Genomic DNA, 16,774 nt, shown 5'->3' on the forward strand with positions numbered 1-16,774 from the left:
CGGGGGCGCCCGGGCACGGGGAGTCGTGCGGTCTAGCGGAGGCGGGCCAGGCGCTTGACGGCGGCCCCGTAGATCTCGTCGGTGTCGAGCCGGCGCAGCTCCTCGGCCAGCAGCTCCGACAGGTGCCTGCGGGCCAGCGCCACGTTGCGGTCGGGCTGGCCGGGACGCGACAGCGTGGCCAGGCGGGCGTCGGTGCGCACCACCGACAGCTCGCCCTCGTCGGTGGCGAGCCGTACGGCGGTCAGGCCGGGCCCGCCCGAGTCGGCCACGTCCATCTCGGCGCCGAGCCGCTCCGACAGCCACGACGCCAGCAGCGGCGCGCTCGGGTTGCCCGCCGACGCCTCCACGACGCCGCCGTGCACCCGGCCCACGGGCTGGTCGAACGCGGCGGCCAGCAGGCTGCGCCACGGCGTCAGCCGCGCCCACGACAGGTCGGTGTCGCCCGGCGCGTAGCCCTTGGCCCGCGTCACCAGGGACGCGACGCCGTCGTCGGCGTTCTTGGCGTCGGTCAGCCGCCGCTGGGCCAGCACGCCGATCGAGTCGGCCGACGGCACGTCAGGGGCGCGGCTCGGCCACCACGCCACCACGGGCGTGTCGGGCAGCAGCAGCGGGCTGACGACCGAGTCGGCGTGCTCGGTCAGCTCGCCGTACAGGCGCAGCACCACGGTCTCGCCCGGCGCCGACTCGCCGATGCGCAGCTCGGCGTCCAGCCGGTTGGCCTCGTCGGTCTCCCGGTTGATCACCACGAGGATGCGCGACGGGTGCTCGCGGGCGGCCTCGGTGGCGGCCCGCAGCGAGTCGTACTGGTCGCGCTCCTCGCACACCACGACCAGCGTCAGCACCATGCCGATCGCGGGCGCGCCCATCTGGTGGCGCAACTGCGTGAGCTGCGCCGAGATCTTGCCCGCCGTCGTGTCGGCCAGCATGAACGTGGTCACTAGAGTCTCCTCCAGACGCGCCCGTCACGGGCCATCATCGCGTCGGCCGCGGGCGGCCCCCACGATCCCGACGGGTACGGCTCCGGCTGGCCCTGGGTGGCCCAGAACTCCTCGATCGGGTCGAGGATCTTCCACGACAGCTCGACCTCCCGCTGGTGCGGGAAGAGCGGCGGGTCGCCGATCATCACGTCGAGCAGCAGCCGCTCGTACGCCTCGGGCGACGACTCCAGGAACGACTCGCCGTAGGCGAAGTCCATGGACACGTCGCGCACCTCCATCGCCGTGCCCGGCACCTTCGAGCCGAACCTGACCGTGATGCCCTCGTCCGGCTGCACCCGCACGACCAGCGCGTTGTGGCCGAGGATCTCGGTGTCGTCGGCGCTGAACGGCAGGTGCGGCGCCTTCTGGAACACCACGGCCACCTCGGTGACCCGGCGGCCCAGCCGCTTGCCGGTGCGCAGGTAGAACGGCACGCCCGCCCACCGCCGGTTGGCGATCTCCAGCTTGACCGCCGCGTACGTCTCGGTGGTGGACCTCTTGGAGATGCCCTCCTCCTCCAGGTAGCCGACGACCTTCTCGCCGCCCTGCCAGCCCGCCGCGTACTGGCCGCGCGCGGTGTTGGCGGCCAGGTCGGCGGGCAGCCGCACGGCCTTGAGCACCTTCTCCTTCTCGCGGCGCAGCGAGGACGCCTCGAACGAGGTCGGGTCCTCCATCGCCACCAGGGCCAGAAGCTGGAGCAGGTGGTTCTGGATCACGTCGCGGGCGGCGCCGATGCCGTCGTAGTAGCCGGCCCGGCCGCCGATGCCGATGTCCTCGGCCATGGTGATCTGCACGTGGTCGACGAAGCTGCGGTTCCAGATCGGCTCGTAGAGGTTGTTGGCGAACCTCAGCGCCATGATGTTCTGGACCGTCTCCTTGCCCAGGTAGTGGTCGATCCGGAAGATCGAGCTCTCCGGGAACGCGGAGGTGGTGATCTCGTTCAGCTCGTGCGCCGAGCGCAGGTCGTGGCCGAACGGCTTCTCGATGACCACCCGCCGCCACGAGCCGTCGGGCGCCTCGGCCAGCCCGGTGCGCTTGAGCTGCTCCACGACCACGGGGAAGAACTTCGGCGGCACCGACAGATAGAAGGCGTAGTTGCCGCCCGTGCCCCGCAGCTCGTCGATCTCCTTCAACGCCATCGCCAGCGCGTCGAACGCGCCGTCGTCGGAGAACTCGCCCGGCACGAAGTGGATCCCCTCGCGGATCTGCTTCCAGACCTCCTCGCGGAAGGGCGTGCGGGCATGGGTCTTCACGGCGTCGTGCGTCAGTTTGGCGAAATCCTGGTCCTGCCAGTCGCGCCGGGCGAAACCGACCAGGGAGAAGCCCGGCGGCAGCAGCCCCCGGTTGCCCAGGTCGTAGATCGCCGGCAGCAGCTTGCGTTTGGCCAGGTCACCGGTCACGCCGAACAACACCATCACGCACGGCCCCGCCACCCGCGGCAGCCGCTTGTCACGCGGGTCCCGCAGCGGGTTGGCGGCGGCCACCTCCAGCGTCGTGGACGTGCCGGCCACGGCCGCCGCCACGGCGACGGCCTCCTCCGGGGGCCCTGCCGGGTCACTCATCTCAAACCTCCAGTGAGGCGCCGCGCGGGGAGGGCCCGCCCTCCCCGCGGCGGGGCGCCTTCGTCACGGAACCAGGTTCTTGCTGACACTCTCGAGCAGCTCGTTCCAGGACGCCTCGAACTTCTGCACGCCCTCCTCCTCCAGCACCCGCACCACGTCGTCGTAGTCGACGCCCGCCTCCTTCAGCGCGGCCATGGTGTTCCACGCCTGCTCGTAGAAGGGGCGCACGGTGTCGCCGGTGACGTTGCCGCCCGCGGCGGTCGCGTCGAGCGTCTTCTCCGGCATCGTGTTGACGGTGCCCGGCGCGACCAGCTCGTCGACGTACATCGTGGGGGAGTAGTCGGGGTTCTTCACCCCGGTGGAGGCCCACAGCGGGCGCTGCGGGCGGGCGCCGGCGGCGCGCAGGCGCTGCCAGCGCTCGGAGTTCATGACCTCCTCGAAGGCGGCGTAGGCCAGGCGCGCGTTGGCGACGCCGGCCTTGCCCTTCAGCTCGGGCTTGCCGAGCTTGTCGAGCCGGTTGTCGATCTCGGTGTCGACGCGGCTGACGAAGAACGAGGCGACCGACTCGATCGTGGCCAGGTTGAGGCCCTTGGCCTGGGCCGCCTCCAGGCCCGCCAGCCAGGCGTCCATGACCGCGCGGTAGCGCTGCAGCGAGAAGATCAGCGTGACGTTGACGCTGATGCCCTCGCCGATCGCCTGCGTGATCGCGGGCAGGCCCTCCATCGTGGCCGGGATCTTGATGAACAGGTTGGGCCGGTCCACCATCCACCACAGCGCCCGCGCCTCGGCGACGGTTTTCTCGGTGTCGCGGGCCAGGCGCGGGTCGACCTCCAGCGACACCCGCCCGTCGACGCCCTGCGTGGCGTCGTAGACCGGGCGCAGCACGTCGGCGGCCCAGCGGATGTCGTAGGTGGTGATCGCGCGCACGGCCTCGCCCACGTCCACGCCGCGCACGGCCAGGTCGTGCAGCTGGGCGTTGTAGGCGTCGCCCTTGCTGAGCGCGCCGGCGAAGATGGTCGGGTTGGACGTGACGCCGACCACGTTCTTGTCCCGGATCAGCTCCTCCAGGTTGCCGCTGCGCAGGCGCTCACGGCTGATGTCGTCGAGCCAGATGGACACGCCCTGGCCGGACAGCTTGTTCAGGATCTCGCTCATGTCCTCAGTTTCCCGTCGTCTCGCCCTTGTCCTGGCCCAGCTTGGCCAGGCTCGCCTTGGCCGCCGCAGCCACGCGCTCCGCCGTCAGCCCGAACTGCTCGTACAGCGTCTTGTACGGCGCGGACGCACCGAAGTGCTCCAGGCTGACGACCTCGCCGCACTCGCCGACGAACTCGTGCCAGCCGAGGGCGATGCCCGCCTCGACCGCGACCCGGGCCCTGATCGACGAGGGCAGGACGGTCTGCCTGTATGCGGAGTCCTGCCCCTTGAACCACTCGACACACGGCATCGACACGACGCGCGTCGGGATGCCCTGGGCCTCCAGCAGCTCACGGCCGTCGACGGCCTGCTGCACCTCGCTGCCGGTGGCGATGATGATGACCTTCGGCTGGCCGTCGGAGGCGTCGCGCAGGACGTAGCCGCCCCGGGCCACGCCGTCGGCGCTGGTGCCCTCGTACACCGGCAGGTTCTGCCGGGTGAGCGCGAGCGCGGCGGGCCGGTCGGTGTGCTCCAGCACGGTCTTCCACGCGTAGGCGGTCTCGTTGGCGTCGGCGGGCCGCACCACGTCGAGGCCGGGGATCGCGCGCAGCGACCACAGGTGCTCGATCGGCTGGTGGGTCGGGCCGTCCTCGCCCAGGCCGATGGAGTCGTGCGTCCACACGTACGTGACCGGCAGCTTCATCAGCGCCGCCAGGCGCACCGAGGGCCGCATGTAGTCGGAGAACACCAGGAAGGTGCCGCCGTACGGGCGGGTGCCGCCGTGCAGCGCGATGCCGTTGAGGATCGCGCCCATGGCGTGCTCGCGGATGCCGAAGTGCAGCGTGCGGCCGTAGCGGTTACCGGGGAAGTCCTTGGTCTGGTATTCCTCCGGGATGAAGGACGGCTCGCCCTTCATCGTGGTGTTGTTGGACTCGGCCAGGTCGGCCGAGCCGCCCCACAGCTCCGGCAGCACCGGCGCGAGCGCGCTCAGCACCTCGCCCGACGCCTTGCGGGTGGCCATCGAGCCGCCGGTCTCGAACTCCGGCAGCGCCGTGGCCCAGCCGGCGGGCAGCTCGTGGCGGGAGATGCGGTCGAGCTCGGCGGCCCGCTCCGGGTTGGCCTCGCGCCAGGCGGCGTAGCCGCGCTGCCACTCGGCGTGCGCCTCGCGGCCGCGCCGCGCCACCTCGCGGGCGTGCTCCAGCACCTCGGCGGAGACGTCGAACGTCTTGGCCGGGTCCATGCCCATGACCTGCTTGGTGGCGGCCACCTCGGACTCGCCCAGCGCCGAGCCGTGGATCTTGCCGGTGTTCTGCTTGTTGGGCGCGGGCCAGCCGATGATCGTGCGCAGCCGGATGAACGACGGCCGGTCGGTCTCGGCCTTGGCCGCCTCCAGCGCCTCGTGCAGCGCCTGCACGTCCTCCACGTAGTCGCCCGACTGGGTCCAGTCGACGCTCAGCGTGTGCCAGCCGTAGGCCTCGTAGCGCTTGACCACGTCCTCGGACTTGGCGATGAGCGTGTCGTCCTCGATGGAGATCTGGTTGTCGTCGTAGATGACGACGAGGTTGCCCAGCTTCTGGTGACCGGCCAGGGAGCTCGCCTCGTGGCTGATGCCCTCCTCGATGTCGCCGTCGCTGACGATGCACCAGATGTGGTGGTCGAACGGCGAGCGGCCCGGCTCGGCGTCGGGGTCGAACAGGCCGCGCTCGCGGCGTGCCGCCATCGCCATGCCGACCGCGTTGCCCAGGCCCTGGCCGAGCGGCCCGGTCGTGGTCTCCACGCCGGCGGTGTGCCCGTGCTCCGGGTGGCCGGGCGTCAGGCTGTCCCACTGGCGCAGCCGCCGCAGGTCGTCGAGCGTCAGGCCGTAGCCGGACAGGTAGAGCTGGATGTAAAGGGTCAGGCTGGTGTGCCCGGCCGACAGCACGAAGCGGTCACGGCCGAGCCACGTGGGATCGGTCGGGTCGTGCCGCATCGTGCGCTGGAACAGAAGGTAGGCGGCGGGGGCCAGGCTCATCGCGGTGCCGGGGTGACCCGAACCCGCCTTCTCCACAGCGTCCATCGCCAGGGCTCGAACGACGTCGACCGCCTGCTTGTCCAGGTCGGTCCATTCAAGGGCTGGCACGAGTTCGGTGCTCAAGTGCTCGGTCTCCGGAATCTAGTTGTCCTTGGTGGTGCCGGTTGGCGTATCCCGCCCACACCGGACCCTAACCGAGTGGGACTGGAGATCGATTCCCATCCCACCCCGGAGCGTGTCCGTTCGCGGTGCGAGCCCCCCATTGGCCGGACCGGCCGACCCGGCGACTACAGTTTGGTTGTTCCCTGGTCGCCGCGGCGGCCACTCACGAATCAGCTCCAATCAGAGGTTACGCGTTGACTCCGCACGTGCTGGAAGCGCCTTGACGGTGCTGACGAACAGGCAGACGACGGCGCCGGCCCCCGAGGCCGGGGAGCCGCTCCCGGCCGGCCCGCGCTCGATCGGGTCGGTCGTCAAGGCCTACATCGCGCTGACCAAGCCGCGGATCATCGAGCTGCTGCTGATCACGACGCTGCCGGTGATGTTCCTGGCAGCGGGCGGCCTGCCGCCGCTGTGGACGGCCGTGTCCGTCATGGTGTTCGGCACGCTGTCGGCAGGCAGCGCCAACGCGCTCAACTGCTACGTCGACCGCGACATCGACCAGAAGATGCGCCGGACCCGGCGCCGCCCGCTGGCCAGGCACCAGGTGTCGCCGCGCGGCGCGCTGATCTTCGGCATCGTGCTGGGCGCGCTGTCCACGGCCGGGCTGTGGCTGACGACCAACTGGCTGGCCGCGGCGCTGTCGACCGGCGCGATCCTGTTCTACGTGCTCGTCTACTCGATGATCCTCAAGCGGCGCACCGCCCAGAACATCGTGTGGGGCGGCATCGCGGGCTGCATGCCGGTCATGATCGGCTGGGCGGGCATCACCGAGCGTCTCGACTGGGCGCCGCTGGTGCTGTTCGGCGTGGTGTTCTTCTGGACGCCGCCGCACACCTGGACCCTGGCCATGCGCTACAAGGAGGACTACGCGGCGGCCAAGGTGCCGATGCTGCCCGTGGTCGCCACCGAGCGCCGGGTCATCCTGGAGTCGATCGCCTACACGTGGGCCACCGTGCTGTGCTCGCTGGCGCTGTGGCCGGTGGCCGGCACGACCCTGTTCTACCCGGCCGTCGCCGCCGTCCTCGGCGTGGCGTGCCTGTGGGAGGTGCACCGCCTGCTGAGCCGCCTCAACTCCGGCAAGACCGGCGTGGCGCTGCGGCCGATGCGCTTCTTCCACTGGTCCAACGCCTACCTGGCGCTGCTGTTCCTCGCGGTCGCCATCGACCCGCTGCTGTCCTGACCCGGCACCGCATGACCGCCGGGAAAGCGGGCACATCACCATCCGGGCCTGCCGTGCCGCCTTGGAAGGACAGCGCATTCCTGATCCGTTACAGTCACCGTATGCCGTCCCGTGATCCACGCTGGGTGCTGAAGGACCGCCCGTCGTTCGCGTTGATCACCGGGCTGGTGCTGACCGGGATCTGCGCCCTGGCCTCGTTCGCCATCGACGTGATCAACGGGGAGCCGGTCCAGTTCTTCATCTCGCTCGCCCTGGCCCTGGCGCCCGTGCCGCTGCTGCTGGCCGCCGTGCTCGCGCTCGACCGGATGGAGCCGGAGCCGCGCAGCAACCTGATCTTCGCCTTCGCGTGGGGCGCGGGCGTCGCCGTGCTCGTGGCGGGCGTGGTCAACTCGCTGAACCTGCACTACATCATGGACACCGTCAAGCTGTCGGAGGACACCGCCCGCAACATCGCCGCCACCTTCGGCGCCCCGGTGGTCGAGGAGACGATGAAGGGCCTGGTGCTGCTCGGCCTGCTGCGCTTCCGCCGGGCCGAGCTCGACGGGCTGACCGACGGCATCATCTACGCGAGCATGGTCGGCCTGGGCTTCGCCATGAGCGAGAACGTCAGCTACTACCTCCAGGCGCTCAACTCCGAGGCGGGCGGCGTGAGCCTGGCCGTGACCGTGGTGCTGCGCGGCATCCTGTCGCCGTTCGCCCATCCGCTGTTCACCTCGATGATCGGGGTGGCGGTGGCGCACGCGGCCACCCGCGAGGGGTCGGAGCGGGTCTTCTCCATCATGGCGGGCTGGTCGGGCGCGATGGTGCTGCACGGCCTGTGGAACGGCCTGGTCTCCTACGGCGGCTTCCCGGGGCTCGTGGTCGCGTACGTGACGCTGATGATGGTGCTGGTGGCGCTCATCGTGGTCGTCTTCCGTGACCGGCGCCGCATCGTCGCGCTCATCCAGCGCTACCTGCCGCCGTACGAGCCGACCAAGCTGGTGAGCAAGGACGACATCATCATGCTGTCGGCGCTGCCCAGGCGCCGCCGGGCCCGGCAGTGGGCCAGGATGTACGGCGGCAAGCGCGGGCTGCGGGCGATGAGCGACTACCAGCTCGCCGCGACGGAGCTGGGGCTGCTGCACGAGCGGGCGGCCCGGCGGATGGTCGACGACCAGACCTTCCACGAGGAGCAGCGGGCGCTGCTGGAGTGCATGAGCACGGCCAGGGCCGACTTCCCGATGCCGCCAACGCCGGCCGGCAGCCACGGCTACATGCCGGGCTGAGCCCGGTCAGGCGGGCGCGTCGACGATGCGCCGCAGCGAGGTCTCCACGGGGCCGGGGAAGACCGGGTCGGAACGCAGCAGCAGCGCGTCGGCGAACGCCTTGCCGGTGGCCACCAGCTCGCGCGTGGCGTAGGCGTAGGTGGGGCCCGGCCAGTGCGCGGTGGAGTCGTCGCCGACGCCGAACGTCTCCAGCCCGGCCGTCCGGCAGAGCGTGACGGCCCGGGGCAGGTGGAAGACCTGCGTCACCACGGTCAGCCGTTCGGCGCCGAACACCCGGCGGGCCCGCACGCACGAGTCCCAGGTGTCGAACCCGGCGTAGTCGAGCACCATCACCCGCTCCGGCACGCCCCTGGCCAGCAGGTAGTCGCGCATCGCGGTCGGCTCGTCGTAGGCGGCCCGGCTGTTGTCGCCCGACAGCAGCAGCGCCCTGACCTTGCCGGCGCGGTAGAGCTCGGCGGCGATGTCGAGCCTGCGGGCCAGCATGGGGGAGGGCCGCCCGCCGTACAGCCCGGCGCCGAGGACGAGCGCGGCCTGCGAGGCGGGCACCCGCGCCTGCCAGCCCGCCGTGCCGGCCACCTCGCGGTGGCCGTCGCTGCCGAACCAGGCCCACGTCATGGGTGCCAGCGCGAGCACGCTCGCCAGCACGAGCCCCTGGTACGCGCGCCGCATCGTCTGACGAGTGGGGCGGACGAATCCCCGCAAAAGGGCACCTCACCTCGGTGGGGGGAGTGGCCGACATCTCACCCCATACCCTGGCATACCCCGTCAGGACTTGGCGGGGACTTCGGCGGGGGAGGGGCTGCCCGCCTCACCGGCTTCTTCGCCGGCCGTCTCGCCGGCGGGGTCGTGGGTGCGCAGCGCCGAGACGACGCGCAGCGTGAAGATCCACACCAGCGTGGAGCCGACCACGTGCAGGGCGACCAGCGCGGCCGGGACGCCGAGGAAGTACTGCGTGTAGCCGATCACGCCCTGCAGCAGCTCGACCACCAGCAGCGCGAGCGCCGCGCGCCGGGCCCGCCGGGGCGCGCGGGTCACGTGCAGGGCGAACAGCAGCGCGAACGTCAGCCCGACGACCAGGTAGGCGACGTCGGCGTGCAGCCGGGCCACGCTCTCGATGTCGAGGTCGAAGCGGCTGGCCAGCTCGTCGCCCGAGTGCGGGCCCGTACCGGTCACCAGCACGCCCGCGACCAGCAGCGTGAACACCGCGGCCAGCAGCGCGTGGCCGAGCCGCCGCACGTCGCGGTGGACCAGCCGCCGCGCGGGCGCGTCGCCCTCGCCGGCGCGCGCGTACAGGGCCCAGCAGGCGGCGGTCAGCCCGATCGACAGCAGGTAGTGCATGCCGACCGTGAACGGGTTGAGCAGGGTGCTGACCACCACGCCGCCCCACAGCGCCTGCGCGATGATGCCGATCGGCTGCAGCCAGGCCAGCTTGACCAGCGAGGCGCGCCGCGGCTGGAGCCGGTGGGCGGCCACCCAGCAGGCCACCCCGATGACCAGCACGAGGAACGTGACCAGCCGGTTGCCGAACTCGATGGCCATGTTGATCGGCGCCACCTCGGGGTGTGCGACCGGGACGAAGCTGTCGGGCGTGCAGCGCGGCCAGGTCGGGCAGCCGAGCCCGGAGTTCGTCACCCGCACGACCGCGCCGCTCACCGTGATGCCCGCGTTGGCCACGACGGCGGCCAGCGCCCATCCGCGCAACGTCGCCGTGGTCGGCGACCAGAAGGATGACACGAAGGAGTCGGCGTAGCGCCCGGGTAGCTTCACGTCATCGATGGTAGGTGGCGGGTGTGGCGGTCCCGACACCGGCTTTTCCCTCCGCTGGACATGTGACATATTACTGAGGTGGAGGTGAGCCGATGTCCGACGTGATCGTCGTCGGGGCCGGCGTCGTGGGCGCCGCCTGCGCCTACTACGCCGCGCGCGCCGGGCTGGACGTGACCGTCGTCGACCGGGGCCCCGTCGCGGGCGGCACGACGGGGGCGGGCGAGGGCAACGTGCTCGTCTCCGACAAGGAACCAGGACCGGAGCTCGACCTCGCGCTGCTGTCCAACGGGCTCTGGCGCGAGCTGGCCGAGACCCGCGGCGGCTTCGAGTTCGAGCCCAAGGGCGGGCTCGTCGTCGCCGAGACCGCCGAGATCCAGGACCGGCTCACCGAGCTGGCCCGCAAGCAGGGCGTCGAGCACGAGAGCGTCGCCCCCGGCGCGCTGCGCGACCTGGAGCCGCACCTGGCCGACGGGCTCGCGGGCGGCGTGTTCTACCCGCAGGACGCCCAGGTGCAGCCCATGCTGGCCGCCGCCAGGCTGCTGAGGCACGGCGCCGACAGCTACGGGCACGGCGCCGTCCGGCTGCGCCTCGGCGTCACCGTCACCGGCTTCACCCGCTCCGGCGACCGCGTCACCGGCGTGCGCACCGACCGGGGCGACATCCTAGGCGGCGCCGTCGTCAACGCGGCCGGCACCTGGGGCGGCGAGCTCGCCGCGCTGGCCGGGGTGAGCCTGCCGGTGCTGCCCAGGCGCGGCTTCATCCTGGTCACCGAACCGCTGGCCGAGCCGCTGATCCGGCACAAGGTCTACACCGCCGCCTACGTCACCAACGTGGCCAGCGACTCGGCGGCGCTGGAGACGTCCGCCGTCGTCGAGGGCACCCAGGCGGGCACCGTGCTCATCGGCGCCAGCCGCGAGCGCGTCGGCTTCGACCGCACCACGTCGGTGCCCGTGCTCGCGCGCCTGGCCGAGCAGGCCGTCGCCCTCTTCCCGGCGCTGCGCGGCGTGCGGGTCATCAGGTCCTACTGCGGGTTCCGGCCCTACTGCCCCGACCACCTGCCCGTGATCGGCGCCGACCCGCGCGCGCCCGGCCTGTACCACGCGTGCGGGCACGAGGGCGCCGGCATCGGCCTGGCCCCCGCCACCGGCCACCTGCTCGCCCAGCTCCTCACCGGCCGCGAGCCCGCCCTCGACCCGCACCCGTTCCGCCCCGACCGATTCCCGGAGGAGCCGCGTTGACCTTCCAGATCACGATCGACGGCCGGCCCGTGCCGGTGACGCCGGGCCAGACGATCGGCGCGGCCCTGCACGCGGCGGGCGTGCGCTCCTGGCGCACCACCCGGTTCGGCGGGCGGCCGCGCGGGCTGTTCTGCGGGATCGGCGTCTGCTTCGACTGCCTGGTCACCGTCAACGGCCGGCCGCCCGAGCGCGCCTGCCTGCTGGAGGCCCGGCCCGGCGACGAGGTGACCACCTCATGACGGGCAACCCGTACGACCTGGTGGTGGTCGGGGGAGGCGCCGCCGGGGTCGCGGGCGCGCTGTCGGCCGCCCAGCACGGGCTGCGCGTGGCCCTGCTCGACTCCGGGGCGCGGCTGGGCGGCCAGTACTTCCGCCACCCCGCCGCCCCGCCGAACCCCGGCACGCCCGGCTTCGACGGGTTCGCCCGCCGGGCGCGGGCGCTGGCCGAACGCGCCGACGTGCTGCTCGGGCACCAGGTCTGGAGCGTCACCCGCGAGCCGGACGGCGACCTGACCGCCCACTGCGTCACCACCTCGGACGGCGCCGAGCGGCCGGTGGACGTGCGCGGCAGGCGCCTGCTCATCGCCACCGGCGCGCACGACCGGCCGCTGCCGTTCCCCGGCTGGGACCTGCCCGGCGTGCTCACCGCGGGCGGCGCGCAGGCGCTGCTCAAGGGCAACGGCGTGGTCGCCGGGCAGCGCGTCGTCGTCGCCGGGACCGGCCCGTTCCTGCTGCCGGTCGCCGCCGGGCTGGCCGGGGCCGGGGCACGCGTGCTCGGCGTGCACGAGGCGAGCGCCGGGCTCGGGCTGGCCCGCCACCCCGTGCTCGCCCTGGGCAAGGCCGGGGAGGCCGCCTCGTACGCGCTCACGCTCGCCCGGCACCGCGTCCCGTACCGGCCCCGCACCGCCGTGATCGCCGCGCACGGCCGGGACCGGCTCGAAGCCGTCACCGTGGCCCGCCTCGGCCGCGCCTGGAACGTGCTGTCCGCCCGCCGCGTCGCCTGCGACACGCTGGCCACCGGCTACGGCTTCACCCCCCAGATCGATCTGGGCGTCCAGCTCGGCTGCGCCACCCGGCACGACGCCGACGGCAGCCCCGTCCTCGCCGTCGACGGCCGCCAGGCCACCGGCGTCCCCGGCGTGTGGGCCGCCGGGGAGCCCACCGGCGTCGGCGGCTGGCGGCTGGCCGAGCTCGAAGGCCGCCTCGCCGGGCTCGCCGCCGCCGGCAGGGCCCTGCCCGTCCAGCTCGTCCGGCGGCGCGACAGCCTGCGCGCCTTCGCCCGCGCGCTGCTGGCGGCCTACCCCGTGAAGGACGGCTGGCAGGGCTGGCTGCGCGACGACACGCTCGTGTGCCGGTGCGAGGAGGTGCCGCTGGCCCGCCTGCGCGAGGCGCAGGACCTGGGCGCCACCGACGCGCGCTCGGTCAAGCTGCTGGCCAGGCCCGGCATGGGCTGGTGCCAGGGCCGCATCTGCGGCTACCCCGTCGCCTGCCTCACCGGCGAGCGGCCCGCGCCGCCGCGCCGCCCCGTCGCCCAGCCGATCACCCTCGCAGCACTCGCCGAAGCCGCCGAACCCCCCACGGGAGGACATCCATGACCGAACGCAGCAAGGCCTGGCACGGCATCATGGTCGCCACCGCGCTCCCCCTGCGCGCGGACCTGACCGTCGACTTCGACGCCTACGCCGAGCACTGCCGCTGGCTGGTGGACCAGGGCTGCGACGGCGTCGTGCCCAACGGGTCGCTCGGCGAGTACCAGACGCTCACCGCCGACGAGCGGGCCCGCGTCGTGCGCACCGCCGTCGAGGCCGTGGGCGGGCGCAACGTGATGGCGGGCGTCGGCGCGTACGGCTCGGGCGAGTCGCGGCGCTGGGCCGAGCAGGCCGCCGAGACGGGCTGCGGGTCGGTGCTGCTGCTGCCCCCGAACGCCTACCGCGCCGACGAGGCCGCGGTCGCCGAGCACTACCGCGAGGTCGCCGCCGCCGGGGTGCCCGTGGTGGCCTACAACAACCCCTACGACACCAAGGTCGACCTGACGCCCGCGCTGCTGGCCCGGCTGTTCGACGAGGGCCTGATCGTGGCCGTCAAGGAGTTCACCGGCGACCCGCGCCGCGCCTACGAGATCGCCGAGCTGGCCCCCGGCCTGGACGTGCTGATCGGCTCCGACGACGTGCTGCTGGAGCTGGCCCTGGCCGGCGCGGCCGGCTGGATCGCGGGCTACCCGAACGCGCTGCCCGCCTCCAGTGCCGCCCTCTACAGGGCGGCCGTCGCCGGAGACCTCGGCACGGCCCTGCCGCTCTACCGTAAGCTCCATTCGCTGCTGCGCTGGGACTCCAAGACGGAGTTCGTCCAGGCCATCAAGCTGTCGATGGACCTGGCGGGCCGTCCAGGAGGCCCCTGCCGCCCGCCCCGGCGGCCGCTGACGGACGAGCAGGCCGCCGCCGTGCGCGCCGCCACCGAGAAGGCACTCGCGGAAGGACTGCGATGAGGACCAAACGCGTGTTCCACGCCGTGGACTCGCACACCGAGGGCATGCCCACCAGGGTCGTCACCGGCGGCGTCGGCGTCATCCCCGGCGCGAGCATGGCCGAGCGGCGCGTCTACTTCCGCGACCACCTCGACCACATCCGCAAGCTGCTGATGAACGAGCCGCGCGGCCACGCCGCCATGAGCGGCGCCATCCTGCAGCCGCCCACCCGGCCCGACGCCGACTGGGGCGTGCTGTTCATCGAGGTGTCCGGGCTGCTGCCGATGTGCGGCCACGGCACGATCGGCGTGGCGACCGTGCTGGTGGAGACCGGCATGGTCGAGGTCGTCGAGCCCGTCACCACCGTCCGCCTGGAGGTGCCCGCCGGGCTCGTCGTCGTGGACGTGGCCGTCCGCGACGGCATGGCGACGTCCGTGACGCTCAGGAACGTCCCCTCCTACGCCGACCGGCTCGACGCCACCGTCACCGTGCCCGGCTTCGGGGAGATCCGCTACGACCTCGCCTACGGCGGCAACTTCTACGCCATCGTCGACCTCGACGCGTACGGGCTGCCGTTCGACCGCAAGGCCAAGAACGACATCCTCGCCGCCGGGCTGGCCACGATGGCGGCCGTCAACGCCGCCGACGAGCCCGTGCACCCCGAGGACGAGCGCATCCGCGGCTGCCACCACGTCTACTTCGCCGCGCCCGGCTCCGACGCCCACCACTCGCGGCACGCGATGGCCATCCACCCCGGCTGGTTCGACCGCTCGCCGTGCGGCACCGGCACCAGCGCCCGCATGGCCCAGCTGCACGCCCGGGGCGAGCTGCCGCTGGGCCGCGACTTCGTCAACGAGTCGTTCATCGGCACCCGGTTCATCGGCCGCCTGCTGGAGGACGGCGTCGTCGGCGGCAGGCCCGCCGTCGTCCCGTCGATCACCGGCCGCGCCTGGGTGACCGGCACCGCCCAGTACTTCCTCGACCCGCGCGACCCGTTCCCCGAAGGGTTCGAGCTGTGAGCACCCCCGTGACCCCGCCTGCGAGCACGCCCCTGATCAGCACCGTCGACTACCACACCGGCGGCGAGCCGTTCCGGATCGTCACCGGCGGCGTCCCCGCCATCCCCGGCGCCACCGTGCTCGAACGCCGCGCCAACGCCCCCGCCGCCGCCGACCACGTGCGGCGGCTGCTCTGCCACGAGCCGCGCGGCCACGCCGACATGTACGGCTGCTTCCTCGTCCCGCCCGACGACCCCGGCGCCCACCTCGGCGTCCTGTTCTGGCACAAGGACGGCTACTCCACCGCCTGCGGCCACGGCACCATCGCGCTCGGCGTGCACGCCGTCCGCGAGGGCCTGGTCGAGAGCGACCCTGACGGCGAGACCGACGTCGTCGTGGACGTGCCCTCCGGCCGCGTCACCGCCCGCGTCCGCCGCCAGGCAGGCCGCGTCACCGCCGTCACCTTCGTCAGCGTCCCCTCGTACGTGATCGCGCGCGGCGTCCCGGCCGCCGGGATCGAGACCGACCTGTCCTACGGCGGTGCCATCTACGCCTCGGTGCCCGCCAAGGCCGTCGGCCTGTCCGTCGAGCCGCGCCACGTGGGCGAGCTCATCGCCTGGGGCCGCCGGATCAAGGCCGGGCTGGAGGGGCACCCGGCCACCCGGCACCCCGGCGACGACCGGCTGTCCGGCGTCTACGGCGTGATCTTCTACGACGACCTCGGCCCCGGCCGCCAGCGCAACGTCACCGTGTTCGCCGACGGCGAGGTGGACCGCTCGCCGTGCGGGTCCGGCACCGCCGCCCGGCTCGCCCTGCTGCACGAGGACGGCCACCGCGGCACGCTCGTGCACGAGAGCGTCGTCGGCAGCGTGTTCCGGGCCCGGGTGGCCGCCGAGACGCCCGCCGGGGTGGTGCCCGAGATCGAGGGCATGGCCTACCGCACCGGCAGGCACACCTTCGAGCTCGACCCGGACGACCCCATCGGCACGGGGTTCACGCTGCGATGACCCTTCCCCATCTCGACGCCGACACGGTGCGGCGGCTGGTGCCCGTGGCCGGCGCCGTGCGGCTCCTGGAGGAGGCGCTGCTCGGCGGGCTCGACCCGGAGGCGACGCCGCAGCGGCCCGTCGTCGATCTGCCCGCCGGGCAGCTCCTGCTGATGCCCGCGGCGGCCGGGCGGTACGCCGGGGTCAAGGCCGCCACCGTGGCGCCCGGCAACGCCGCGCTCGGGCTGCCCCGCATCCAGGGCACGTACCTGCTGTTCGACGGCCGCACGCTGGCGCCGCTCGCCACGATGGACGGGATCGCGCTCACCTCGCTGCGCACGCCCGCCGTCTCCGCGCTGGCCGTCCGCCATCTGGCCGAGCCGGACGCCGGCGACCTGCTCGTGTTCGGCACGGGCCCGCAGGCGTGGGGTCACGTCGAGGCGCTCGCCGAGGTCAGGCCCGTCCGGCGGGTCACGGTCGTGGGCCGCGACCCCGGCCGGGCCGGGGCGTTCGCCGCCCGCTGCCGCGAGCTGGGCCTGGAGGCCGAGGCGCTGACCGGCCGGGGTGATCAGACCGGTGAGAAGGCCGGTGATCAGGCCGGTGAGCGGGTCGGCGCGGCCGTGGCGCGGGCGGACCTCGTCGTCTGCTGCACCACCGCCAGGCAGCCGCTGTTCGACGGCGCGCTGGTGCGCGATCGGGCCACGGTGGTCGCCATCGGGTCGCACGAGCAGGACGCCCGGGAGCTCGACGGCGAGCTGATCGCCCGGTCGTGCGTGGTCGTCGAGGCGAGATCCGCGGCGCTGGCCGAAGCGGGGGATGTGGTCATCCCCATCCGCCACGGTACGATCACCACTCATCATCTCGCCGGAAACCTCGCTGAGCTGGTCGCGGGCCGGGTCGTCCCGGGCGACGGGCCCCGCGTGTTCAAGGGCACCGGCATGGCGTGGCAGGACCTGGTCGTCGCGGCCGCCGCGTACGAGGCGTGGTTTCAGCGGACCCGGTCCCGGAGGACCTAGGGAAGGGATGGGCGG

The 16,774-nt window shown here is 73.2% G+C and carries 15 protein-coding genes; 9 read left to right on the plus strand and 6 right to left on the minus strand.

What is annotated here, in order from left to right:
• Nucleotides 1-32 precede the first annotated feature (32 nt).
• The 4 genes from AB0J53_RS08310 to tkt all read right to left on the minus strand — a co-directional run bounded on the left by AB0J53_RS08310 (nt 33) and on the right by tkt (nt 5,792).
• Nucleotides 33-938 carry a glucose-6-phosphate dehydrogenase assembly protein OpcA gene (locus tag AB0J53_RS08310; protein ID WP_219509939.1) on the minus strand — a complete coding sequence of 302 codons (906 nt, stop codon included), beginning with the start codon at nt 936-938 and terminating at the stop codon, nt 33-35.
• The gene (zwf, locus tag AB0J53_RS08315) at nt 938-2,539 is read right to left on the minus strand and encodes a glucose-6-phosphate dehydrogenase (RefSeq protein ID WP_246646029.1); all 1,602 of its coding nucleotides are present in this window, start codon (nt 2,537-2,539) and stop codon (nt 938-940) included. Before zwf ends, AB0J53_RS08310 begins: the two co-directional genes overlap by 1 nt.
• Nucleotides 2,540-2,602: 63 nt before the next feature.
• A complete protein-coding gene (gene tal / locus AB0J53_RS08320) occupies nt 2,603-3,694 on the minus strand; it encodes a transaldolase (protein ID WP_219509941.1) in 1,092 nt (363 codons plus the stop codon).
• Between the two features lie 4 nt (nt 3,695-3,698).
• Complete coding sequence (tkt, locus tag AB0J53_RS08325; RefSeq protein ID WP_364169975.1) at nt 3,699-5,792, minus strand: transketolase; 2,094 nt, start codon at nt 5,790-5,792, stop codon at nt 3,699-3,701.
• Nucleotides 5,793-6,066: 274 nt separating this feature from the next.
• Between tkt and AB0J53_RS08330 the strand changes: the two genes are divergently transcribed.
• Together AB0J53_RS08330 and AB0J53_RS08335 are read left to right on the plus strand one after the other, a co-directional pair.
• The gene (locus AB0J53_RS08330; protein WP_219509943.1) at nt 6,067-7,026 is read left to right on the plus strand and encodes a heme o synthase; all 960 of its coding nucleotides are present in this window, start codon (nt 6,067-6,069) and stop codon (nt 7,024-7,026) included.
• Nucleotides 7,027-7,127: 101 nt separating this feature from the next.
• Entirely contained in the window at nt 7,128-8,291 is a 1,164-nt protein-coding gene (locus tag AB0J53_RS08335; protein WP_364169978.1) for a PrsW family intramembrane metalloprotease, read from the plus strand.
• Nucleotides 8,292-8,297: 6 nt separating this feature from the next.
• Here AB0J53_RS08335 and AB0J53_RS08340 read toward each other — a convergent pair whose 3' ends face one another.
• Entirely contained in the window at nt 8,298-8,960 is a 663-nt protein-coding gene (locus tag AB0J53_RS08340) for an ElyC/SanA/YdcF family protein (RefSeq protein WP_357586673.1), read from the minus strand.
• 96 nt (nt 8,961-9,056) lie between these two features.
• Entirely contained in the window at nt 9,057-10,058 is a 1,002-nt protein-coding gene (locus AB0J53_RS08345; RefSeq protein ID WP_364169981.1) for a COX15/CtaA family protein, read from the minus strand.
• A gap of 92 nt (nt 10,059-10,150) precedes the next feature.
• Here AB0J53_RS08345 and AB0J53_RS08350 point away from each other — a divergent pair, with 92 nt between their 5' ends.
• From AB0J53_RS08350 to AB0J53_RS08380, 7 genes are read left to right on the plus strand one after another with little or no spacing between them, the layout of a single operon-like run.
• A complete protein-coding gene (locus AB0J53_RS08350) occupies nt 10,151-11,296 on the plus strand; it encodes an FAD-binding oxidoreductase (RefSeq protein WP_364169984.1) in 1,146 nt (381 codons plus the stop codon).
• Nucleotides 11,293-11,535, plus strand: a complete 243-nt coding sequence (locus AB0J53_RS08355; RefSeq protein WP_231618791.1) for a (2Fe-2S)-binding protein — start codon at nt 11,293-11,295, stop codon at nt 11,533-11,535. The genes AB0J53_RS08350 and AB0J53_RS08355 overlap by 4 nt, the downstream gene beginning before the upstream one ends.
• The gene (locus AB0J53_RS08360) at nt 11,532-12,890 is read left to right on the plus strand and encodes an NAD(P)/FAD-dependent oxidoreductase (protein ID WP_364169987.1); all 1,359 of its coding nucleotides are present in this window, start codon (nt 11,532-11,534) and stop codon (nt 12,888-12,890) included. Before AB0J53_RS08355 ends, AB0J53_RS08360 begins: the two co-directional genes overlap by 4 nt.
• A complete protein-coding gene (locus tag AB0J53_RS08365) occupies nt 12,887-13,780 on the plus strand; it encodes a dihydrodipicolinate synthase family protein (RefSeq protein ID WP_364169990.1) in 894 nt (297 codons plus the stop codon). The genes AB0J53_RS08360 and AB0J53_RS08365 overlap by 4 nt, the downstream gene beginning before the upstream one ends.
• On the plus strand, nt 13,777-14,778 hold the full coding sequence (locus AB0J53_RS08370; protein ID WP_364169992.1) for a proline racemase family protein: 1,002 nt from the start codon (nt 13,777-13,779) through the stop codon (nt 14,776-14,778). Before AB0J53_RS08365 ends, AB0J53_RS08370 begins: the two co-directional genes overlap by 4 nt.
• Nucleotides 14,775-15,764, plus strand: coding sequence for a proline racemase family protein (locus AB0J53_RS08375; protein WP_364169995.1), 990 nt, complete (start codon nt 14,775-14,777; stop codon nt 15,762-15,764). The genes AB0J53_RS08370 and AB0J53_RS08375 overlap by 4 nt, the downstream gene beginning before the upstream one ends.
• Nucleotides 15,761-16,759, plus strand: a complete 999-nt coding sequence (locus AB0J53_RS08380; protein WP_364169998.1) for an ornithine cyclodeaminase family protein — start codon at nt 15,761-15,763, stop codon at nt 16,757-16,759. Before AB0J53_RS08375 ends, AB0J53_RS08380 begins: the two co-directional genes overlap by 4 nt.
• Nucleotides 16,760-16,774 lie beyond the last annotated feature (15 nt).

Origin of the sequence: Nonomuraea sp. NPDC049725 (assembly GCF_040674795.1) — a bacterium.
GTDB classification, from domain to species: domain Bacteria; phylum Actinomycetota; class Actinomycetes; order Streptosporangiales; family Streptosporangiaceae; genus Nonomuraea; species Nonomuraea ceibae.